The sequence below is a fragment of the Pseudomonas gorinensis genome, from assembly GCF_042015035.1.
GTDB classification, from domain to species: Bacteria; Pseudomonadota; Gammaproteobacteria; order Pseudomonadales; family Pseudomonadaceae; genus Aquipseudomonas; species Aquipseudomonas gorinensis.
Genome location: NZ_CP167125.1, coordinates 7,052,588 through 7,074,018 on the forward strand (window position 1 = coordinate 7,052,588; position 21,431 = coordinate 7,074,018).

A 21,431-nucleotide genomic window follows, 5' to 3' on the forward strand; every position below is an offset into this window, starting at 1 on the left:
TCAGGCAAATACGCTTTGATTTGAATCAGCAAGTGCGGGGCCTCCCTGGCCGCATCACACCGGGATAAGCACTGCAGTCCACGCTACAGCCCTTGGGCTAAAGCTGCTGCATCATCTTGCGCACGCCGGCGACATGGCGTCGGCTGACGATCAAGGCATCGCCATTGAGCCCTTTCAGGAACAGCTGGAAGTGCCCCAGGGGCGTACGTTGCAGGCGCTCGATTCGTTCGCGGGCCACCAACGCATTGCGGTGGATTCGCACAAAGCGGTCGCCAAACTCATCTTCAAGAGCCTTGAGCGGCTCATCGAGCAGGACTTCACCGGCTTCATGGCGCAGCGTCACGTACTTGTGATCGGCAATGAAGTACACCACCTGGCTCAGGGGGATCAGCTCGATACCTTTGCGCGTACGCGCACTGATATGGCTGCGCGGCCCGTTGCCACTCTGGGCGGCAGGTTGAGTCAGGGCAGCGAGTTGGACCCGGTTAGGGCGCTCGGCCTTTTTCAATGCCTTGAGCAACGCGTCGCCAGTCGCCGGCTTGACCAGGAAACTGACACCACTGGCTTCCAACGCTTCCGCGGAAAACTCTTCCTGGGCAGCGCACAACACCACCGACGGAGGTGATTCTCTCTCACTCAGGCGGGCGGCAACCTGCAGGCCATCAAGGCCGGGCATGCGGATATCGAGCAGCACCACATCCGGCTTGAGGCTATCGATCAACGTCAACGCCTCCTCCCCGTTGGTGGCGCTCGGTTCAAGGACTGTATAACCCTCGAGTTCACTGACCAGGCGGCTCAGTCGCTCGCGGGCTTGGGGTTCGTCATCAACGATCAGGACATTCATATTGCGCTGGATTCCTGCGTGAGTCTCGCACAAGGATAGCGTAGACAGGTGCGGTGACTTGCGTCACAGCGATCCACGCTAAGACTAGCGCGAGCGGCAAAAAGTGCCCTGAGAGCGGCACGCATATTTACCCGGACCTGTTCAATAGCGCCCAAAACCTGCTGCCCTTGGGCATAGTCGTAGGGTTTGCTGATACACAATCCGAATACCCCCCTTTTTAATGGATAGTCTGGGTTATGACCGCATCACCCGACTTTGGTGCATTCACACACTATCAGTCCAACTGTAGACGCTCGCTGAGACGACATTACTCAATCCTCAAATATCGTTTCAACAAGCACCTGGCCCCAGTCTCTTCCCGGACGCGCTCGGCGGCAAGGCACTTAGCCATCCTTCGCGCAAATAAAAATGCCGGCCACCCACAGCACCGCCTCCACGAGCAACCCTGTTATTATCGGCGGCACACCTCCACGCCTCTTTTAAGCAGATCACGAGCGAATCCATGAGCACCGACAAGACCAACCAGTCCTGGGGCGGCCGCTTCAGTGAACCCGTCGACGCCTTCGTCGCCCGCTTCACCGCCTCCGTCACCTTCGACCAGCGCCTGTACCGCCACGACATCATGGGCTCGATCGCCCACGCCACGATGCTGGCCAAGGTCGGCGTGCTGACCGACGCCGAGCGCGACAGCATCATCGACGGCCTGACCACCATTCGCGGTGAGATCGAAGCCGGTACGTTCGACTGGCGCGTCGACCTGGAAGACGTGCACATGAATATCGAGGCCCGCCTCACCGACCGCATCGGCGTGACCGGCAAGAAACTGCACACCGGGCGCAGCCGCAATGACCAGGTGGCCACCGATATCCGCCTGTGGCTGCGCGATGAAATCGACCTGATCCTGGCCGAAATAACTCGCCTGCAGAAAGGCTTGCTGGAACAGGCCGAGCGCGAATCGGACACCATCATGCCCGGTTTCACCCACCTGCAAACCGCCCAGCCTGTCACCTTCGGCCACCACTTGCTGGCCTGGTTCGAAATGCTCAGCCGCGACTACGAGCGCCTGGTGGATTGCCGCAAGCGCGCCAACCGCATGCCCTTGGGCAGCGCCGCGCTGGCCGGCACCACCTACCCGATCGACCGCGAATACACCGCACAACTGCTGGGCTTCGATGCCGTGGGCGGCAACTCCCTGGACGGCGTGTCGGACCGCGATTTCGCCATCGAATTCTGCGCCGCCGCCAGTATCGCGATGATGCACCTATCGCGTTTCTCCGAAGAACTGGTGTTGTGGACCAGCGCGCAATTCCAGTTCATCGACCTGCCGGATCGCTTCTGCACCGGTAGCTCAATCATGCCGCAAAAGAAAAACCCCGACGTACCCGAGCTGGTGCGTGGCAAGAGCGGCCGCGTATTCGGCGCACTGATGGGCCTGCTGACCCTGATGAAAGGCCAGCCCTTGGCCTACAACAAGGACAACCAGGAAGACAAGGAACCGCTGTTCGACGCCGCCGACACCCTACGTGATTCGCTGCGTGCCTTTGCCGACATGATCCCCGCGATCAAGCCCAAGCACGCGATCATGCGTGAAGCGGCCCTGCGTGGGTTCTCCACCGCGACGGACCTGGCGGACTACCTGGTACGCCGTGGCCTGCCGTTCCGCGACTGCCACGAAATCGTCGGCCATGCCGTGAAATACGGCGTGGACACCGGCAAGGACCTGGCGGAAATGAGCCTGGAAGAACTGCGCCAGTTCAGCGACCAGATCGAGCAGGACGTGTTTGCCGTGCTGACCCTGGAAGGCTCGGTGAATGCCCGTAACCACGTGGGCGGCACCGCACCGGCGCAGGTGAAGGCCGCCGTCGTGCGCGGCCAGGCCCTCCTCGCCAGCCGCTGAAAAATGAGGGAGGGGGGGGCAACCCCCTCCCACACTGGATCACTTTTTGGCCGCAACCATCGCCATGAACGCCGGCATCGCGGCTTCCCTGTCCGCCGCCACCTTCTGCGCATTGGGCATGGCATGCAGCCGCTCCAGCAACACTTTGGCCGCCGGGAGTTCAGCCAACAGGTCCAGGCCAAACAACTTCTCGCCCACGGCACAGGCGAGGTTCACGCTATACATGAAATACAGATCCGCAATCGTAAAGCTCTCCCCTGCCACATAAGGCGCGAACTTGCCGTGCCGACCTAAAGAACCGATCCCCAGCAGCAACTCAGCCTTGGATTTCTCCTTGATCGCGTCCGGCACCTGCATGCCGAAAAACGCCTCGGCGAAACACGCGCGGGCGGGCAGTTCGATGTACAGCTCGATTTCCCGGCACAACGCCAGCACCTGGGCACGCTGAAAAGGATCAGCAGGCAGCAGCGAACGGCCCTCCTGGGTTTGCTCGATGTATTCGAGGATCACGCTGGTTTCATTGACGAAACCCTGCTTCACCCCCAGTACCGGCACCTTGCCTCGCGGGCTGACGGCAAGCGCCTCAGGGGTTTGCCCGGCGTAAAAAGGCACCTCTTCGAACGGTAGCCCCTTCTCCAGCAGCGCCAGTTTCACCATGTTGTAGTAGTTACTGACCGAAAATCCGTAAAGCTTGAGCATCGCAAAGCCTCCAGGCCGTGTGCGGGGTTGGCCGCAAGAGTTATAGATGCCCGGGCCCGCCCTGACCAGCAGCATCACCGGCCTGAATGGAGTTAGACTGGCGCCCTTTCCTTGAGGAGCCTGCCATGAGCGAGCCGACCGATATCGACAGCGACGAAGAAGCGTTCACCGAAAGTACACTGATCGAAGCCATCGAGAATCAGATCGAAAGCGACACTCCGCCTGCCGCCAAGGCCACGTTCAACAAGCTGACCCTGGTAGGTTACGAGCGCGAGGAGATTCTGAATCTCATGGCCCATGTGCTGGCGGTTGAAATCGACCAGATGCTCGACGAAGACCGTGCATTCGATACCCAATGGTATGAGACAGCCCTGCGGGCGCTGCCGGAATTGCCGCCGGAAAACGACTGAAGCCCCCCTCTGCGTGGCCGGGAAGCCTGCTTCCTCGCCACAAATCTGCGGCATATCAATACCCATGACTTTCTCACTGGACAGCCTGCCAAAGTGCGTTCACCTTATGGCCTGCTAGCCTCTAATAAATTCTTAGAAAGTCTGGAGTCCTTATGTCGTATACCCCTGAGTTGGTTGCCGAACTGGAAATCCTTGCACTCTTCAACCTGGGCAGCTCCCAGGAAGGTCTGAAAGTCCACCAGACTGCCGCTCCCACTGCCATCGCCGCGGCCAAACGCCTGTTCGAGAAAAAGCTGATCGACCAGCCGGACGGAGGCTATCTGACCAGCCTTGGCCGAGACGCCGCCGAGCAAGCGCAAACCCTGCTGACGATCTTGAGCACCGCGACAAGCAAAGAAGCCGCCTGACACCTGATACCGCCCATGGAGTCCGCCCCTTGCGGATTCCGAGGGCGCTGCTGTGGACGCGAGAAAATTCTGACGTCAAAAAACATTTCCCTCTAAACCTCCTACGCTTCTGACTGTAAACTCCTACACGGCCGCCCATGTCGGGCCTTGCGAGCCACCGAGTTCGACATGACCCGCACCCATGAAATCCGCCCCGACCTGGACGAAGGCATCGACCGCAAGGTGCTGGCTCAGCTGCGCGCGCGCTTCATGGCCCTCAACGAAGGCCGCATGGCCCGCGCCATCGAGGGGCTAACGCCGCGCCAGCAAAGCGTACTGACACTGTTGCCGCTGTTTTTCCACGTCAATCACCCGCTCCTGCCAGGCTATGTGTCGGGCAGTACACCGGCCGGGCTGTCGAACTTCGAGCCTGATGCCCAGGCCCTGACCGAAGCCCAGCGCCTGACCCGTTCATTCTCCTACAAGCCGCGCCATGGCAACCCGCCCCGTCCGATCCATGGCCTGTTCCTGATGGGCAGCCTCGGCACCCTGGCCCAGGCAGACCAGAGCGATATGGATGTGTGGGTGTGCCACGCCGCCGACCTGGACGAAAGCGAACTGGCCGAACTGCGCAAGAAATGCCAGCTGCTGGAGGCCTGGGCCTTGAGCATGGGCGCCGAGGCACATTTTTTCCTGATTGAGCCGACGCGCTTCGTACTGGGTGAGCGCGACACCCAACTGAGCTCCGACGACTGCGGCACCACCCAGCATTACCTGCTGCTGGACGAGTTCTACCGCACCGCCATCTGGCTGGCTGGCCGTACACCGATCTGGTGGCTGGTGCCCGTCTATGAAGAAACCCGCTACGCCGAATTCACCCACACGCTGATCTCCAAGCGCTTTATACGCGCCGATGAAACCCTTGACCTGGGCCACCTGGCACGCATCCCTCCGGGCGAATTCATCGGCGCCGGGTTGTGGCAACTGTTCAAAGGCATCGAGTCGCCCTACAAGTCAGTGCTCAAGCTGCTGCTGACCGAGGTTTATGCCAGCGAGCACCCAAACGTGCAGTGCCTGAGCCTGCGCTTCAAGCAGGCGGTGTTCGCCAACCAGATGGATCTGGATGAGCTGGACCCTTACATCGTGGTCTATCGCCGCATCGAGGAATACCTCAAGGTCCGCAACGAACCGGAGCGCCTGGAGCTGGTAAGGCGAGCGCTGTATTTAAAGGTCAACCGCAAGCTCAGCGCTGGCCAGCGTACCTCTAGCTGGCAACACCTGTTGCTGGAGCGCCTGGCCCAGGAGTGGGGCTGGAACCCGCGCCAATTGGCCCTGCTGGACAGCCGCAGCCAATGGAAAGTGCGCCAGGTCGCTTCCGAGCGTCGTGCATTGGTCAGTGAGCTGAACTACAGCTATCGCTTCCTGACGCAATTCGCCCGCAGCGAACAGACAGTCAGCCTGATCAATAAGCGAGACCTCAATGTGCTCGGCCGCCGCCTATATGCTGCGTTCGAGCGTAAAGCCGGCAAAGTCGAGTTCATCAACCCCGGCATCGCCCCGGACCTGGCCGAAGACACCCTGACCCTGGTGCAATCGCCCAACCGCAAAGAGCCGGGCCAGCACCATTGGGGGCTGTACAACGGCAACCTCACCGCCCTGGAATGGGAGCACTTTGCGCCGATCAAGCGCAGCCGCGATTTGCTGGAAATGCTGACCTGGTGCCACCGCAACGGCGTGATCGACAGCAGCACTCGCCTGGCGCTGCACCCGGGCACCAGCGACATGACCGAGTTCGAGCTGTTCAACCTGCTGGGCAGCCTGCAGCAGAGCATTGCCCTGCCCTTGCCCAGCGTCGCTGAAGAACGCCTGTTACGCTCGGCGGTGCCCGAAGAGGTATTACTGCTGATCAACGTCGGCGTCGACCCGCTCAAGCATCACCGCGACCTGAATATCCTGATGACCACCGAGCGCACCGACTCCCTGAGCTACGCCGGTGTGCGCGACAACCTGGTGCTGACCCTCGACCAGGTCACCCTCAATAGCTGGAACGAGGTGATGGTCAGCCGCTACGACGGCCCCCATGCCCTGCTCGATTGCCTGCGCGACTACCTCAACCAGCTGCCATCGGATCACCTGCCGCGGCTACGGGTGCGCTGCTTCTGTCACAACCGTGCGCAGTTCATTGCCCAGCGCGTAGAAGAAATCTTCGACACGGCGCAGAACCTGCTGCTGGGGCAGGGCAATCACCGCTACTTGCTCCAGGTGCAACAGCACTATCACGTGATGGAGTTGATGCCCGGCCAGGCCACCCACGTATCACTGGCGACCCAGGATGCGCTGATCGCCTACCTCAGCGAAGAACTGGCCAGCTACAGCCCGCTGCACCTGGATGCCATGGCCCTGGAGGACCACGACCTGGCGCTGCTTTTGCCCATGGGTATGGCCGATTGCGTGCAAGTGTTCTACCGGGTCAATGAAGGCTTCGCCGAGCTGTATGTGCTGGATGAGTTCAACGCGCTCTGGCAGCAGCGCCTGCCGTTTCATGACGAGCAGAGCCTGTTGGCACCGCTGCAGCGCTTCCTGCAATCGATCATCTATCGCCGGGACGCGCTGTCGCCGCTGGACCCACAGGAACCGCTGGGCGCGGTGCAAACCCTGTACTACCAACTATTACCGTCAGGCAATAACCGTGCACGCGGCATAGAACCTCGGCCAGCACCGCAAAATCCGGCCAACAAGCCGTTTTATGACGTGCAGGCAATTATCGGCAAGGCGGCGCCGGGCCAAGTGGGGATTACCCTGTACTGCAATCAGCGGGAGTTTTCCGAACTGGAATTTGGCGACCAGCTGTTTGCAGTGGTCGCCCAGGAGATCGTCGGGCAGCGCCGCGAAACCGAGCGCTACCGCTGCTATATCACTGATCTGGACCTGTCGGGTCTGATCGGTGATGTGCAAAGCCCGAGCAATTTGTACCTGCGCTACAAGGCCGAGCTGGAGCAAGCGCTCAATGAAGCACTGAACCAGATTTAAAGCGAGAAAGCGCCGCCGTCTTTGGGCTGGCCTTCCACTTTGAGCAACTTGAGCTTGAGAGTCTTGCCGCCGGGAGCCGGCCAGTCGATATGCTGGCCCACTTGCAAGCCAAGCAACGCACTGCCCACCGGTGCCAGGATCGAAATCTTGCCTTCGTCGGCGTTGGCATCCTTGGGGTAAACCAGAGTCAGGTGATAGTCCTTTCCGCTGCTTTGCTCGCGGCAATGCACGCTGGAGTTCATGGTCACGACATTCGCAGGCACTTCATCGTGGCCAACCACTTCTTCGGCGCGGTCGAGTTCGTGTTGAAGGGCTTCGACACCCGGCGAGTCCTCGCCTACACGGTCGATCAGTTGCTCAAGACGCTGCACATCGAGACGGGTAAGAATGATGGAAGGTGCGGTCATGATTCAGGCAGACTCCTTTTTTCTGCACAAAAAAGCAAAACCCCGCCAGGAAAAGGCGGGGTTCTCACGGACCTCGATGAGTTGAGGTGTACCCGGACACTACCACAGCACAGTAAATAAACAAGACGGGGTCAAGGCGCTGCCTTGCGCTGCTCGGCCTGGGCCACGATCACCCGCCGGCGCTGATCGTCGGCGGAGCGCCATTCACGGATGTCTTCCACGTGGCGGAAACAGCCAAGGCAAACTTTCTCCTCGTCCAGCCGACACAAACTGATACAAGGTGACGGCACGGCCGGGCTGACATTGCTGAACAGCGGCTTCGGCGGACGTACAGGTGCAGGCTCGGTCACGATCAGTTCTCGTCGGGGTTCAGCTCATCGAAACTCAACTCGATGCCTGCCTGCTCCAGCGAGAGGCGCGCGAGCATTTCGCTGAGCAGCTCATCGCTGGTATCGCACTGCCAATTGCAGTCTTCTTCGTTGTAATCGAAGTGAAAACCACCGGAACGTGCCGCCAGCCACAGTTGGCGCAACGGTTCCTGGCGACTGAAGATCAGTTGAGTGCCGTTCTCGAACTTGACGGTCAGCACCCCGGCCGAGTTTTCCAGGTCCACATCCAGGCCGCTGTCGTCGAAAATATCTTCCAGCGCCTGCTGGGTCGAATCCACCAGGTCGTGAAAACGGGCTTCGGTCAAACTCATTGTGGCAACCTCAAAAGTGTCTGGTTTTGCTCGAGCGGCGCACGATACGGGCGAGCCCCGCCGATTGCAAAGGATACCGATTTCATCACAACTGACGGCATGAAATATCCCCCGCCAGCGTAGCCCGTTTCTCAACCCACTCAGCAAAGCCCCGCCGGACGGGTATTCCAGCGCATAGGCAAGCTGGCAGGTGGTCGGTATACTCGGGCGCAATTAATGCATATTCAAGGATTTCGCCATGAAGCGCCTGATCTCTTCCCTTGCTGCGCTCGTCGCGGTCGCCTGCCTCGTTAGTGCCTGTGGTCAAAAAGGCCCGCTGTACCTGCCTGATGACAGCAAAGACCCGAATGAACAGGCGCAATCGTCGCAAAAAGCGCACAAGCACGACACTTACTAAGGGTAAATCATGGACGCTTTTAACTACCGGGACGGCGAGCTGTTCGCGGAGGGCGTGGCGCTGTCCGCGATTGCCGAACGCTTTGGCACCCCGACCTATGTGTACTCGCGCGCGCACATCGAAGCGCAATACCGCTCGTTCACCGATCCGCTGGACGGCGTGCCGCACCTGGTGTGCTATGCGGTGAAGGCCAACTCCAACCTCGGTGTACTCAATGTCCTGGCGCGCCTGGGCGCTGGTTTCGACATCGTGTCCCGTGGCGAATTGGAACGTGTTCTGGCCGCAGGCGGCCAGGCTGACAAGATTGTGTTCTCCGGCGTCGGCAAGAGCCGCGAAGACATGCGTCGTGCCCTGGAAGTCGGCGTGCATTGCTTCAACGTCGAATCCACCGACGAGCTGGAGCGCCTGCAGGTCGTCGCCGCCGAAATGGGCGTTCGCGCGCCGATCTCACTGCGCGTCAACCCGGACGTCGATGCCGGCACCCACCCGTACATTTCCACCGGTCTCAAAGAGAACAAGTTCGGCATCGCCATCGCCGACGCCGAGGACGTGTACATCCGTGCCGCCCAACTGCCGAACCTGGAAGTACTGGGCGTCGACTGCCATATCGGCTCGCAACTGACCAGCCTGCCCCCGTTCCTTGATGCCCTGGACCGCCTGCTGGCGCTGACCGATCGCCTGGCCGAGTGCGGCATCTACCTGCGCCACATCGACCTCGGTGGCGGCGTGGGTGTGCGTTATCGCGATGAAGAGCCTCCGCTGATTGCCGACTACATTGCCGCCGTGCGTGAACATATCGGCGGCCGCGACCTGGCGCTGTTGTTCGAACCAGGCCGCTATATCGTGGCCAACGCCGGCGTGCTGCTGACCCAGGTCGAGTACCTCAAGCACACCGAGCACAAGGATTTTGCGATCGTCGATGCCGCGATGAACGACCTGATCCGCCCGGCGCTGTACCAGGCCTGGATGGATGTCACCGCCGTAACGCCTCGCGACAGTGAAGCCCGCGCCTATGACATCGTCGGCCCGATCTGCGAAACCGGCGACTTCCTGGCCAAGGATCGTCAACTGGCCCTGGAAGAAGGCGACCTGCTGGCCATTCATTCGGCCGGTGCCTACGGGTTTGTCATGAGTTCCAACTACAACACCCGCGGGCGTACCGCCGAGGTGCTGGTGGACGGTGATCAAGCGTTTGAAGTGCGTCGCCGCGAGACGGTAGCCGAGTTGTATGCTGGCGAAAGCCTGCTGCCGGAGTAAGCCATGCTGCTGCGTTTTACCAAGATGCACGGACTGGGCAATGACTTCATGGTCCTTGACCTGGTCAGCCAGCACGCGCACATCCTGCCCAAGCACGCTAAACAGTGGGGCGACCGTCATACCGGCATCGGCTTCGACCAGTTGCTGATCGTTGAGGCGCCGAGCAACCCGGAGGTGGATTTCCGTTACCGGATCTTTAACTCCGACGGCTCCGAGGTGGAACAATGCGGTAACGGCGCCCGCTGCTTCGCGCGCTTTGTGCTGGACAAGCGCCTGACCGCCAAGCGGCAGATTCGCGTCGAGACCAAGAGCGGCGTGATCGAACTGGATGTGCGCAGCGACGGCCAGATCAGCGTCAACATGGGTGCACCGCGCCTGGTGCCGGCGGACATTCCGTTCCAGGCCAGCGAGCAGGCCACGAGTTACACGCTGGACGTTGAAGGCAAGGCCGTCGACATCGCCGCAGTGTCCATGGGCAACCCCCATGCAGTACTGCGGGTCAACGACATCAACAATGCCCCCGTGCATGAACTGGGGCCGAAGATCGAACACCACCCGCGCTTTCCGGCACGGGTCAATGTGGGCTTCCTGCAGGTGATCGACCGTTCCCGCGCGCAATTGCGTGTGTGGGAACGCGGCGCCGGCGAAACCCAGGCCTGCGGCACCGGCGCCTGCGCCGCTGCCGTAGCCGCAATCAGCCAGGGGTGGATGGATTCGCCGCTGCTGATCGACCTGCCAGGTGGACGCCTGTCCATCGAATGGGCAGGCCCCGGCCACCCGGTGATGATGACCGGGCCGGCCACGCGCGTATACGAAGGACAGGTCCGTCTATGAGTGAGCCAAGCAAATGACCGATAAGCCTCAAGTACCCGCACAAGCATCCCCGAGCGAAAGCCTGGAGGCCGCCGCTGTCGCGGCGTACCTTGAGGCTCATCCGGACTTCTTCGTTGAGCATGAAGAACTGTTGCCGGCCTTGCGCATCCCCCACCAGCGCGGCGATACCGTGTCACTGGTGGAGCGGCAGATGAAGATCCTGCGCGAGCGCAACATAGAAATGCGCCATCGGCTCTCGCACCTGATGGACGTGGCCCGCGACAACGACCGCCTGTTCGACAAGACCCGCCGCCTGATCCTGACCCTGATGGACGCCACCAGCCTGGAAGAAACGGTGATCGCCGTGGAAGACAGCCTGCGCCAGGATTTCCAGGTGCCCTTTGTCAGCTTGATCCTCTTCAGCGACAACCCGATGCCGGTGGGACGCTGGGTCAGCGGCAGCGAAGCACAGACCGCGATCGGCGGCCTGCTCTCCGAAGGCAAGACCATCAGCGGCACCTTGCGCGAGCACGAACTGGACTTCCTGTTTGGCGCTGAACAACGCCAACAGATCGGCTCCACCGCCGTCGTGGCCCTCAGCCACCAGGGCCTGCACGGCGTACTGGCCATCGCCAGCCGTGATCCTGCGCACTACAAGAGCTCGGTGGGCACCCTGTTCCTGACCTACATCGCCGAAGTCCTGGGCCGCGTGTTGCCGCGTTTCACTACCGCCCTGCGCGCGGTGCGCTAGCCATGGAACGGCAACTGGACGCCTACTGCGCTCACCTGCGCAGCGAGCGCCAGGTGTCGCCCCACACCCTGGAAGCCTACCGACGGGACCTGAACAAGGTCCTGGCCTACTGCGAGAAACACCAGATCGCCAGCTGGAAAGCCCTGGATATCCAGGGCCTGCGCAGCCTGATCGCGCGCCTGCACCAGCAAGGCCAATCCTCACGCAGCCTGGCCCGGTTGCTGTCGGCGGTGCGCGGCCTCTACCACTACCTCAACCGTGAAGGCCTGTGCGATCACGACCCAGCCAACGGCCTGGCCCCACCCAAGGGCGAGCGGCGCCTGCCCAAGACCCTCGACACCGACCGCGCCCTGCAACTGCTCGACGGCGCGGTCGAGGATGACTTCCTGGCCCATCGCGACCAGGCGATCCTCGAACTGTTCTATTCTTCGGGCCTGCGCCTATCGGAGCTGACGGGGCTGAACCTCGACCAACTGGACCTGGCGGACGGCCTCGTGCAAGTGCTCGGCAAAGGCAGCAAGACCCGCGTGTTGCCAGTGGGCAGGAAGGCCCGGGAAGCCCTGCAACTGTGGTTGCCGCTGCGCGCCCTCACCAACCCGGCCGATGATGCGGTGTTTGTCAGCCAGCAAGGTCGGCGCCTGGGGCCACGGGCCATCCAGGTACGGGTCAAGGCGGCGGGCGAACGCGAACTGGGGCAAAACCTGCACCCGCATATGCTGCGGCACTCCTTCGCCAGCCATCTGCTGGAATCATCCCAGGACCTGCGCGCAGTACAGGAACTGCTCGGCCACTCCGATATCAAGACCACGCAGATCTACACCCACCTGGACTTCCAACACCTGGCAACGGTGTATGACAGTGCCCATCCACGGGCCAAACGTATCAAGGGCGGCGACTCATGAGTATCAAGCTGATCACTTTCGACCTGGACGACACCCTCTGGGACAACGTCCCCGTCATCGTCAGCGCCGAGGCGTCAATGCGCGAATGGCTGGCCACCCATGCCTCCAAGGTCGGCGACTTGCCCCTGGAGCACTTCGCCAGCCTGCGCCAGCAAGTGCTGCAACGTCATCCCGAACTCAAGCACCGCATCAGCGTCCTGCGCCATCGAGTGTTGATGCATGCGTTTGAAGAGGCCGGTTATCCACAGCCTCAGGCCACCGAAATGGCCGATGTGTGTTTCGAAGCGTTCATTCACGCCCGCCATCAGCTCACGCCCTTCCCCGAAGCCGAGCCGATGCTGCAAGCGCTGCGCCAGCACTTTCTGCTGGGTGTGATCACTAATGGCAATGCCGATGTGCAGCGTGTGGGCCTGGCGGACTACTTCCACTTTGCGCTGCGTGCCGAAGATATTGGGATCGCCAAGCCGGATGCGCGCTTGTTTCAGGAAGCGCTGCAGCGCGGTGGAGTGGATGCCAGTGCGGCTGTGCATGTTGGCGATCACCCCGGGGACGACATTGCCGGGGCGCAGCAGGCGGGGCTGCGGGCGGTGTGGTTCAACCCCAGCGCCAAGGCATGGGAAGCAGATAAACGCCCCGACGCGGAGATTCGTAGCCTCACGGAGCTGCCGGAATTACTCCGCAAGTGGCAGTAGCACTGGAGATCCAAATGTGGGAGGGGCAAGCCCCCTCCCACATTTGGATCACCACAAAGCTCAAATAAATCAGCAAGCATGAAAAAGCCCGCAGCGACGGCGGGCTTTTTCATACAGGCATGCGGCGGGCCTTAGATAGGCCGGCTGCCATACTTGTTGTCAGGCTTCTTGGGCGGATCTGCAACCACGTTGGGCTCGACTTCAACCACCTTGCCGCCTTTAGCGAGGAACTCTTCCATCGCGCGGGCCAGCGCATCGCGTTCTTTGTTCTTGGCTTCAACGCTCGGCAATTCGTCTACCGAAACAGCAGCCTTCGCCTTGCCCTTGGCAGCCGGAACAGGAACATCGTCACCGCCATCGTCGTCGGCAACGTCTTCCGCCGCCGCTTCAAGGCCTTCTTCGGTGTCGTCTTCGTCACCTACTTCCAGTTCGTCGTTTTCCAGATCATCGTCGCTCATGTTCTACCTCATGACTTGCGAAAAGCAGATTAGTTATAGCCCAGCCTCACCCTCTGTCGAGGTCGCCGGAAAAAAATCAACATCCACCGGATAACCAGTGGCTTATGCCCCATCACCGTGCAAGGTGGCGAGGACTTTACGAGCACCACCATGATCACGGTGCTCGCCCAGATAAACACCTTGCCAGGTCCCCATCGCCAAGCGGCCGGCCTTGACCGGCAAACTCAGCTGGCAGCCCAGGAGACTGGCCTTGAAGTGCGCCGGCAGATCGTCCGGGCCTTCGTCGTTGTGTTCAAACCCCGCACGCCCTTGCGGCACCAGCGAGTTGAAGAAACGCTCGAAGTCACGACGAACCGCCGGATCGGCATTCTCGTTGATGGTCAACGAAGCCGAGGTATGCTGCAGCCACAGGTGCAACAGGCCCACGCGGCATGCCTTCAACTCAGGCAAGCCGGCAAGCAACTCATCGGTTACCAGGTGAAAACCCCGGGGCTTGGCCCGCAAGGTAATCAGGGTCTGTTGCCACATACAGTTCTCCGCCCATCGGCGCGCATTCTAGCGCGCTCTGGGAAAAAACAAAGTGCCGAATACGCCTACATGGCTGTAAGACATTCGCACGCTTACAAGTACCGTGTGCGCGCCATCACAAACTTTGCGCTAAAACCGGTACAGCTTGTTATGACTGACAAACGCCAGGCAAAAAAATGCCCGGCAAGCCGGGCATCTTTTTTTTGCGTACTTACAAGTTGTAGCCGCGTTCGTTGTGTTGCGCCAAGTCGAGGCCGACAGCCTCTTCTTCTTCGGTAACCCGCAGGCCCATGACCATGTCCAGCACCTTGAGGATGATGAAGGTCACAATAGCCGTATAGATCACGGTGAAGCCGACGCCTTTGCACTGAATCCAGACTTGGGCCGCCACATCAGTCACGGTGCCGAAGCCACCCAGTGCCGGCGCTGCAAACACACCGGTGAGGATTGCGCCGAGGATACCGCCGATACCGTGAACACCGAAGGCGTCCAGGGAATCGTCATAGCCCAGTTTGCGTTTCAGGGTCGTCGCGCAGAAGAAGCACACCACACCCGCCGCCAGGCCGATGATCAGCGCGCCCATCGGGCCCACAGTGCCGGCTGCCGGCGTAATTGCCACAAGGCCCGCCACCACACCCGAGGCGATGCCCAGGGCACTTGGCTTACCGTGGGTGAGCCACTCGGCGAACATCCAGCCCAGCGCAGCGGCAGCGGTAGCGATCTGGGTCACCAGCATTGCCATACCGGCAGTGCCGTTGGCCGCAGCAGCGGAACCGGCGTTGAAGCCGAACCAGCCCACCCACAGCATGGCCGCACCCACCAGGGTGTAACCCAGGTTGTGTGGCGCCATTGGCGTGGTTGGGAAACCTTTACGCTTGCCGAGGACCAGGCACGCGACCAGACCGGCCACACCGGCGTTGATGTGCACCACGGTACCGCCAGCGAAGTCCAGCACGCCCCAGTCACCCAGCAACGAACCCGGACCGCCCCAGACCATGTGGGCAATCGGTGCGTAGACCAGGGTGAACCAGACGCCCATGAAGATCAGCATCGCGGAGAACTTCATACGCTCGGCGAAGGCGCCGACGATGAGCGCCGGAGTGATGATGGCAAAGGTCATCTGGAAGGTGACGAACACCGCCTCAGGGAACAGCGCCGCCGGGCCGGTGATGCTGGCAGGGGTCACACCCGACAGGAACAGCTTGGACAAGCCGCCCACAAAGGAGTTGAAGTTGACGACGCCTGCTTCCATACCCGTGGTGTCGAACGCCATGCTGTAGCCGTAGACGAACCACAGGATGGTGATCAAGCCGGTAATGGCGAAGCACTGCATCATCACGGAAAGAATGTTCTTGGAGCGCACCATGCCGCCGTAGAACAAGGCCAGGCCGGGAATGGTCATGAACAGCACCAGCGCGGTGGATGTGAGCATCCACGCCGTGTCGCCGGAATTGAGGACTGGAGCCGCCACTTCGTCTGCCGCCATGGCCAGGCTTGGCATTACGATGGACAACAGGGCTCCGAGCCCTGCGAATTTACGCAGAGTCATATTGTTTTCTCCTGGGGCGTTGGGGTTTGGCGGCTTAGATTGCGTCGGTATCGGTTTCGCCGGTACGGATGCGAATAGCCTGTTCCAGATTGACCACGAAGATCTTGCCGTCACCAATCTTGCCGGTGTTGGCGGCCTTGGTTATCGCCTCGATAACCCGGTCAAGATCCTTGTCGTCAATGGCGACATCAATCTTCACCTTCGGCAGGAAATCGACCACGTATTCCGCGCCGCGATACAGCTCGGTGTGACCCTTCTGCCGACCGAAGCCTTTGACCTCAGTAACGGTAATGCCCTGCACGCCGATCTCGGACAACGACTCGCGTACATCGTCCAACTTGAACGGCTTGATGATGGCAGTGACTAGCTTCATGAAAACTCTCTCCCGAATTGGTGGACTTGCCCCAGGAAAACAAACCCGTCTCAAGTCTAAGCGCAGTGCCTGGCTTTGTAACGCGTCGTCGCAAGAGCAGTTGCCGTTGCAACGCCAGCGAACCACTGGTGACGAAACCTGTACCCCTGATCCGTCGGCGCACTGCATTCGTCACAGCGACTGCATCAGTGCATGGGTCATGATCGTCTAAGCAGAAACCTTGCCAGCTCCGTAAAAATCACTGAAATCAGTCCTTTGCTCCGCTACGCCCACCTGCGAGGCTTTTTGGCGGCGCCATTGCGCACGAAAACAGTGCGCAGACGCCCGCCCCCATGCGCGAAAAGCGTGCGCCTGCGGCCGTGGAAATGACTATAGACGCTGCGTGATACACTGCCCGCCAACAGTTTTCCGGAATATTTCCCATGCTCGCGCCCAAAGACCTCCTCGACGCCCTGAGCGGCCACGCCTCTCGCCTGTTCAGCGGCGACACCCCGCTGCCCCGCAATGAAATCGAAAGCCAGTTCAAGGCGTTGCTGCAAAGCGGCTTCAGCAAGCTGGACCTGGTGAGCCGGGAAGAATTCGATAGCCAGATGGTCGTACTTGCCCGCACCCGTGCGCGCTTGGAGAGCCTGGAGGCGAAAGTTGCAGAGCTGGAAGCGCGGTTGAACCCTCCTGCGGAATAAATGCGATCAGTGTGGGAAGGGGCTTGCTCCCTCCCACATTTGCTCTACCTTTTGTTCTGGATACGTTCTGTAAAACCTCCCCGCCTCGCTCTTCCCCACCTCGTCTACCCTTGAAAAACCGCAGGAAGCGGCCACCTCTTTCAAGGAACGAGCATGTCCCTCGCCATCGTCCACAGCCGCGCCCAGGTCGGCGTCGAAGCCCCTGCCGTCACCGTTGAAGTGCATATGGCCAACGGGTTGCCGTCGCTCACCCTGGTGGGGCTGCCAGAAACCGCGGTCAAGGAAAGCAAGGACCGCGTACGCAGTGCCATCCTCAACTCAGCGCTGCAATATCCTTCCCGCCGTATCACCCTCAACCTCGCGCCCGCCGACCTGCCCAAGGACGGTGGGCGCTTTGATCTGGCGATCGCCCTGGGGATCCTGGCGGCGAGTGTGCAGGTGCCGGCGTTGATGCTGGATGACGTGGAGTGCCTGGGGGAGTTGGCGTTGTCCGGCGAGGTGCGGGCGGTAAAAGGCGTATTGCCCGCCGCATTGGCGGCGCGCAAGGCCGGGCGCACCGTGATAGTGCCGCGGGCGAATGCCGAGGAAGCGTGCCTGGCATCCGGGCTGAAGGTCATTGCCGTGGATCACCTGCTGCAGGTGGTGGCACACCTGAATGGGCATGCACCGATTGAGCCCTACAAGTCCGACGGGTTGCTGTATTCGAACAAACCCTACCCGGACCTGAGTGAAGTTCAGGGCCAGCTGTCAGCCAAGCGCGCACTGCTGATTGCAGCAGCGGGCGCACATAACCTGCTGTTCAGCGGGCCACCAGGTACCGGCAAGACCTTGCTCGCCAGCCGCCTGCCCGGGTTGCTGCCGCCATTGAGTGAACAGGAAGCACTGGAAGTGGCGGCGATTCAATCCGTGGTCAGCCTGGCACCGCTGAGCCATTGGCCCCACCGGCCGTTTCGCCAGCCACACCATTCAGCCTCCGGTCCGGCACTGGTGGGCGGCGGATCGAAACCGCAGCCGGGGGAAATCACCCTGGCCCATCATGGAGTGCTGTTCCTGGATGAACTCCCGGAGTTTGATCGCAAGGTGCTGGAGGTCTTGCGCGAGCCACTGGAGTCGGGGCACATCGTGATTTCCCGCGCCCGTGACCGAGTGCGCTTCCCCGCGCGTTTTCAACTGGTGGCGGCGATGAACCCCTGCCCCTGCGGTTATATGGGCGCGCCCTGCAACCGATGCCGTTGCACGCCCGAGCAAATCCAACGCTATCGCAACAAACTCTCCGGGCCCTTGCTGGATCGGATCGACCTGCACTTGACGGTCGCCCGCGAAATCACCGCGCTGAACCCGACCCCACAGCCCGGCGGCGACACATCCACCGCCTCCGCCCTGGTCGCCCAGGCTCGAGAGCATCAACAGCAGCGCCAGGGTTGCGCCAATGCGTTCCTGGATCTCTCTGGGTTGCGCCAGCATTGCGCGCTGTCCAAGCCGGATGAAGCCTGGCTGGAAAGCGCCTGCGAGCGCTTGACCCTGTCCCTTCGAGCCGCCCACCGCCTGCTCAAGGTCGCCCGCACTCTGGCGGACCTGGAGCGCGCAGACACTATCGGCCGCAACCACATTGCCGAAGCACTGCAATACCGGCCCTCGGCCTCCAGCCAAGTCGACGGCGCAAACGGCTAGAAACACCCCTCGGCGATACACCGGGCGACGGCGGCACAGCGCAACCACGCGTTCACGCACCTGTAGGTCGTTAACGGCTGATTGGCGCGCATCATTGGGCCGCTCCCTTCGCCGTCACCACCGACTCGGAGACCGGCGCCACAGTCGCCCGGCGACGGGGCAGGCGGCCGTTCAGCAGCACATACGCGGCCAATCCGATCAACAACCCCCAAAACGCTCCACCGATCCCCAGCAGGGTGATGTTTGCGGCGCAGGCCAGAAAGGTGATCAGCGCAGCTTCACGGGATCGGGTGTCCGCCATGGCGTTGGCCAGGCTGGTGCCAATGGTGCCCAACAGCGCCAAGCCGGCCAACGTGGTGATAAACGCCGACGGGAACGCCATGAATACGGCGGCCAACGTCACCCCGAACACCCCGACAAGGATATAGAACACCCCTGCGGCAACACCCGCGAGCCAACGTTTGGACGGGTCTTCCGAGGCTTCCTTGCCCGTGCAGATGGCCGCCGTGATGGCCGCGATGTTGAACGCGTGCGAGCCGAATGGCGCCATCAACAGCGAGCCCAGCCCGGTCACTGCCAGGATGGGGTTGGCGCTGGTCTTGAAGCCATCATTGCGCAACACCAGCATGCCCGGCATGTACTGGCCCGTGAGGGTGATCAGGAACAGCGGCAATGCCACACTGAGCAGCGCATTGACGGAGAATTCAGGCTGGGTGAAAACCGGCGCGGCCCATTGCAGGGACAATCCCGATAGATCCACTCGCCCTTGCACCAGCAGCAATACCAGCCCGAGCACCAGAATTCCGACGACCGCGTAGCGCGCGGTAAACCGCTTGAACCCAACGTAAGCGGCAATCAGCAACCCCACCAGGGCAGGGTCCAGGCTCATGCCACTGAATGCGCCGATCCCGAACTGCAGCAGAATGCCGGCCAGCATGGCGGCCGCAATGCCTGGCGGAATCAACCGAATGACTTTTTCAAAGCAGCCGGACAACCCGAGCAGCACAAATGCCACGGCCGAAATGATGTACGCACCGACCGCCTCGGCATAAGGCGTGGTCGACAACGCGACGATCAGGAACGCCGCCGCGGGAGTCGACCACGCGGTGATGATCGGCTCACGACTCACCCAACTGAGAGCCAGCCCTGTCACGCCAACACCGATCGACACCGACCAGACCCACGAAGCGGTCAGCTCCGCGCTGAGCCCGGCCACCTTGGCGGCCTGGAACACCAGGATGAACGTACCGCCATAATTGACGATGACTGAAATCAGACCGGCTACCAGGGGGTGAAACAGGTCGCGTGGGCGCAGCGAAGACGGCGATATCGAAGAAGACATGAGGGCATTGCTCCTTGCCATACGAGAAATTGAGCCTCACGCAGTGGGTTGTCCGCCAACGTGAAGGCTGTGGCTCAGGCCCAAGTCTACGGATAGACTGGCCTGCCATTACCGGCCAATTCTTCGGGGAAAGGCAGACCGCATGGCGAAAACGTTCGAGCTTGAAACCCTGAAAATGCGCCTTGACGATGTGCAGCTCCAGGGGTTGGGCCTGCACCAGCGAATTCAACGCGCGCTGCGGGCGTTGATCCTCGACGGGGCACTGGCGCCCGGCCTGAAGCTGCCCGCGACGCGGGTGTTGGCCAAGTCATTGGGGATCGCACGCGATACGGTGGAGAACGCCTACGTGCAGTTGCAGCGCGATGGCTTTATCGCGCGGCGCGAAGGTTCCGGCAGTTATGTGTGCGAGGCCCTCGGCACCGAATTGCGCGGCGGGTCCGGCCGCCGTATCAAGGCGCAGGCAGGCAAAAGCAGTCTCGCGCCCCTCGGCACCGGCTTGAGCCAGCGCGGACGGATGATCCTCGACAGCGGTGGCGTAAACGACCAGCAGGTGATCAAAGCCTTCGCCACGGGCCTGCCTGAAACCCGCTCCTTTCCCACCGACGTCTGGGAACGCCTGCAACGTCAGGTGATGAGGGACTCTCGCAGCAGCGTGCTGTTGCACGGCGACCCGCAAGGGGCCGAGCCGTTGCGCAAAGCCATCGCTACGTATTTGAACCTTGAACGCGGCGCCCAGTGTTCGCCCGACCAGATCCTGGTGCTGAGCAGCACGCGCCAGGCGCTTTTTCTATGCGCGCAGTTGCTGGTGGACGTCGGCCAGCCGATCCTGCTGGAAAACCCGGGCTACTACGGCGCCAGGAAGGCTTTTGAAACCGCCGAGGCCAAGGTCGTGCCCATCGATGTCGATGAATCGGGCATCCGCACCGACCTGCTGCACGCCGACCGCAGCGGCGCCCACTGCGTGTATGTCACGCCCTCCCATCAATACCCGACCGGCGCCACGCTGACACTGGAACGGCGGCTTGAGCTGATCAACTGGGCGGCGGAAAAAGGCAAATGGGTCATCGAAGATGACTACGACAGCGAGTTCCACTACGACGGCAAACCCACGGCCTGTGTACAGGGCTTGGACAAGTACCAGCGCACGCTTTACCTCGGTACCTTCAGCAAGACCCTCTTCCCCGGGCTGCGCATGGGCTACATGGTGCTGCCCCCTGCGCTGGTCAAAGCCTTCACCTATGCTCGCAGCATGATGGACGGCCACACGCCTCAACTCCTGCAATTGACCCTGGCGCGTTTTATGGAGGACGGTCATTACAACGCCCATGTGCGCGCAATGCGCAAACTCTACGCCGGGCGCCAAACCGTCATGCTCGATGCCATCGGCAAGCATCTGGGCGGCGTGGTCACGGCATGCCGCCCCCAAGGCGGGCTGCAAATTCCCTGCGTGCTCCATGAGGGTTGGTCGGAAGAAAAAACCATCCACAAGGCCGCCAGCGCGGGTGTGCAACTGTCCGGCCTGAGTCGGCTATACGCCGGCACCGCACAGAAACAGGGCTGGCTATTGGGCTACTCGTCCTTGACCGCCCATGAAATCGAAATCGCCATGCAGCGCCTGGCTAACGCGCTCAAGGCCCGCTAG

Annotated in this window: 23 protein-coding genes; 13 read left to right on the top strand and 10 right to left on the bottom strand. The window is 61.4% G+C overall.

The features are described 5' to 3' along the window. Positions 1-97: 97 nt before the first annotated feature. Entirely contained in the window at positions 98-844 is a 747-nt protein-coding gene (locus AB7933_RS32355) for a LytR/AlgR family response regulator transcription factor (protein ID WP_024078055.1), read from the bottom strand. 502 nt (positions 845-1,346) lie between these two features. On the opposite strand from AB7933_RS32355, the gene argH reads away from it, so the two are divergent. After that, complete coding sequence (gene argH / locus AB7933_RS32360; protein ID WP_024078056.1) at positions 1,347-2,741, top strand: argininosuccinate lyase; 1,395 nt, start codon at positions 1,347-1,349, stop codon at positions 2,739-2,741. A 39-nt stretch (positions 2,742-2,780) separates the two neighbouring features. On the opposite strand, the gene AB7933_RS32365 is transcribed toward argH, so the two are convergent. Further along, complete coding sequence (locus tag AB7933_RS32365) at positions 2,781-3,440, bottom strand: glutathione S-transferase family protein (protein ID WP_024078057.1); 660 nt, start codon at positions 3,438-3,440, stop codon at positions 2,781-2,783. Between the two features lie 125 nt (positions 3,441-3,565). Between AB7933_RS32365 and AB7933_RS32370 the strand changes: the two genes are divergently transcribed. The 3 genes from AB7933_RS32370 to AB7933_RS32380 all read left to right on the top strand — a co-directional run bounded on the left by AB7933_RS32370 (position 3,566) and on the right by AB7933_RS32380 (position 7,266). Continuing rightward, positions 3,566-3,850, top strand: coding sequence for a hypothetical protein (locus AB7933_RS32370; protein WP_024078058.1), 285 nt, complete (start codon positions 3,566-3,568; stop codon positions 3,848-3,850). A gap of 152 nt (positions 3,851-4,002) precedes the next feature. Then, on the top strand, positions 4,003-4,257 hold the full coding sequence (locus AB7933_RS32375) for a TIGR02647 family protein (RefSeq protein WP_024078059.1): 255 nt from the start codon (positions 4,003-4,005) through the stop codon (positions 4,255-4,257). 168 nt (positions 4,258-4,425) lie between these two features. Then, complete coding sequence (locus AB7933_RS32380) at positions 4,426-7,266, top strand: class I adenylate cyclase (protein ID WP_024078060.1); 2,841 nt, start codon at positions 4,426-4,428, stop codon at positions 7,264-7,266. Here AB7933_RS32380 and rnk read toward each other — a convergent pair. The 3 genes from rnk to cyaY form a co-directional block, all read right to left on the bottom strand. Then, the gene (gene rnk / locus AB7933_RS32385; RefSeq protein WP_024078061.1) at positions 7,263-7,673 is read right to left on the bottom strand and encodes a nucleoside diphosphate kinase regulator; all 411 of its coding nucleotides are present in this window, start codon (positions 7,671-7,673) and stop codon (positions 7,263-7,265) included. The genes AB7933_RS32380 and rnk overlap by 4 nt on opposite strands. A gap of 131 nt (positions 7,674-7,804) precedes the next feature. Beyond that, positions 7,805-8,023 (bottom strand): DUF1289 domain-containing protein, encoded by a 219-nt coding sequence (locus tag AB7933_RS32390; protein WP_024078062.1) that lies wholly within the window; start codon positions 8,021-8,023, stop codon positions 7,805-7,807. Positions 8,024-8,025: 2 nt separating this feature from the next. Next, positions 8,026-8,373, bottom strand: coding sequence for an iron donor protein CyaY (cyaY, locus tag AB7933_RS32395; RefSeq protein WP_024078063.1), 348 nt, complete (start codon positions 8,371-8,373; stop codon positions 8,026-8,028). 238 nt (positions 8,374-8,611) lie between these two features. Between cyaY and lptM the strand changes: the two genes are divergently transcribed. The 6 genes from lptM to AB7933_RS32425 are packed head-to-tail and all read left to right on the top strand — an operon-like array spanning position 8,612 to position 13,185. After that, on the top strand, positions 8,612-8,770 hold the full coding sequence (lptM, locus tag AB7933_RS32400) for an LPS translocon maturation chaperone LptM (protein WP_024078064.1): 159 nt from the start codon (positions 8,612-8,614) through the stop codon (positions 8,768-8,770). 9 nt (positions 8,771-8,779) lie between these two features. Further along, positions 8,780-10,027 carry a diaminopimelate decarboxylase gene (gene lysA / locus AB7933_RS32405; protein ID WP_024078065.1) on the top strand — a complete coding sequence of 416 codons (1,248 nt, stop codon included), beginning with the start codon at positions 8,780-8,782 and terminating at the stop codon, positions 10,025-10,027. A 3-nt stretch (positions 10,028-10,030) separates the two neighbouring features. Continuing rightward, a complete protein-coding gene (gene dapF, locus AB7933_RS32410) occupies positions 10,031-10,861 on the top strand; it encodes a diaminopimelate epimerase (protein WP_024078066.1) in 831 nt (276 codons plus the stop codon). Between the two features lie 13 nt (positions 10,862-10,874). Then, on the top strand, positions 10,875-11,591 hold the full coding sequence (locus AB7933_RS32415; protein ID WP_024078067.1) for a DUF484 family protein: 717 nt from the start codon (positions 10,875-10,877) through the stop codon (positions 11,589-11,591). A 2-nt stretch (positions 11,592-11,593) separates the two neighbouring features. Further along, positions 11,594-12,493: a tyrosine recombinase XerC gene (gene xerC, locus AB7933_RS32420; RefSeq protein WP_024078068.1), complete on the top strand. Its 900-nt coding sequence runs from the start codon at positions 11,594-11,596 to the stop codon at positions 12,491-12,493. Further along, a complete protein-coding gene (locus AB7933_RS32425) occupies positions 12,490-13,185 on the top strand; it encodes an HAD family hydrolase (RefSeq protein ID WP_024078069.1) in 696 nt (231 codons plus the stop codon). The genes xerC and AB7933_RS32425 overlap by 4 nt, the downstream gene beginning before the upstream one ends. Positions 13,186-13,316: 131 nt before the next feature. On the opposite strand, the gene sutA is transcribed toward AB7933_RS32425, so the two are convergent. The 4 genes from sutA to glnK form a co-directional block, all read right to left on the bottom strand. After that, positions 13,317-13,643 carry a transcriptional regulator SutA gene (sutA, locus tag AB7933_RS32430; RefSeq protein WP_010567186.1) on the bottom strand — a complete coding sequence of 109 codons (327 nt, stop codon included), beginning with the start codon at positions 13,641-13,643 and terminating at the stop codon, positions 13,317-13,319. Between the two features lie 102 nt (positions 13,644-13,745). After that, positions 13,746-14,171, bottom strand: a complete 426-nt coding sequence (locus tag AB7933_RS32435) for a secondary thiamine-phosphate synthase enzyme YjbQ (protein ID WP_017845176.1) — start codon at positions 14,169-14,171, stop codon at positions 13,746-13,748. Positions 14,172-14,382: 211 nt separating this feature from the next. Then, positions 14,383-15,720 carry an ammonium transporter gene (locus tag AB7933_RS32440; protein ID WP_024078070.1) on the bottom strand — a complete coding sequence of 446 codons (1,338 nt, stop codon included), beginning with the start codon at positions 15,718-15,720 and terminating at the stop codon, positions 14,383-14,385. Between the two features lie 34 nt (positions 15,721-15,754). Beyond that, the gene (glnK, locus tag AB7933_RS32445) at positions 15,755-16,093 is read right to left on the bottom strand and encodes a P-II family nitrogen regulator (RefSeq protein WP_002555808.1); all 339 of its coding nucleotides are present in this window, start codon (positions 16,091-16,093) and stop codon (positions 15,755-15,757) included. 422 nt (positions 16,094-16,515) lie between these two features. On the opposite strand from glnK, the gene AB7933_RS32450 reads away from it, so the two are divergent. Continuing rightward, positions 16,516-16,776 (top strand): accessory factor UbiK family protein, encoded by a 261-nt coding sequence (locus AB7933_RS32450; RefSeq protein WP_010567183.1) that lies wholly within the window; start codon positions 16,516-16,518, stop codon positions 16,774-16,776. A gap of 153 nt (positions 16,777-16,929) precedes the next feature. Then, positions 16,930-18,447: a YifB family Mg chelatase-like AAA ATPase gene (locus tag AB7933_RS32455; RefSeq protein WP_024078071.1), complete on the top strand. Its 1,518-nt coding sequence runs from the start codon at positions 16,930-16,932 to the stop codon at positions 18,445-18,447. Between the two features lie 91 nt (positions 18,448-18,538). Here the strand turns inward: AB7933_RS32455 and AB7933_RS32460 are convergent, their stop codons facing one another. Then, positions 18,539-19,789: a benzoate/H(+) symporter BenE family transporter gene (locus AB7933_RS32460; RefSeq protein WP_024078072.1), complete on the bottom strand. Its 1,251-nt coding sequence runs from the start codon at positions 19,787-19,789 to the stop codon at positions 18,539-18,541. Between the two features lie 142 nt (positions 19,790-19,931). Between AB7933_RS32460 and AB7933_RS32465 the strand changes: the two genes are divergently transcribed. After that, positions 19,932-21,431, top strand: a complete 1,500-nt coding sequence (locus tag AB7933_RS32465; RefSeq protein ID WP_024078073.1) for a PLP-dependent aminotransferase family protein — start codon at positions 19,932-19,934, stop codon at positions 21,429-21,431.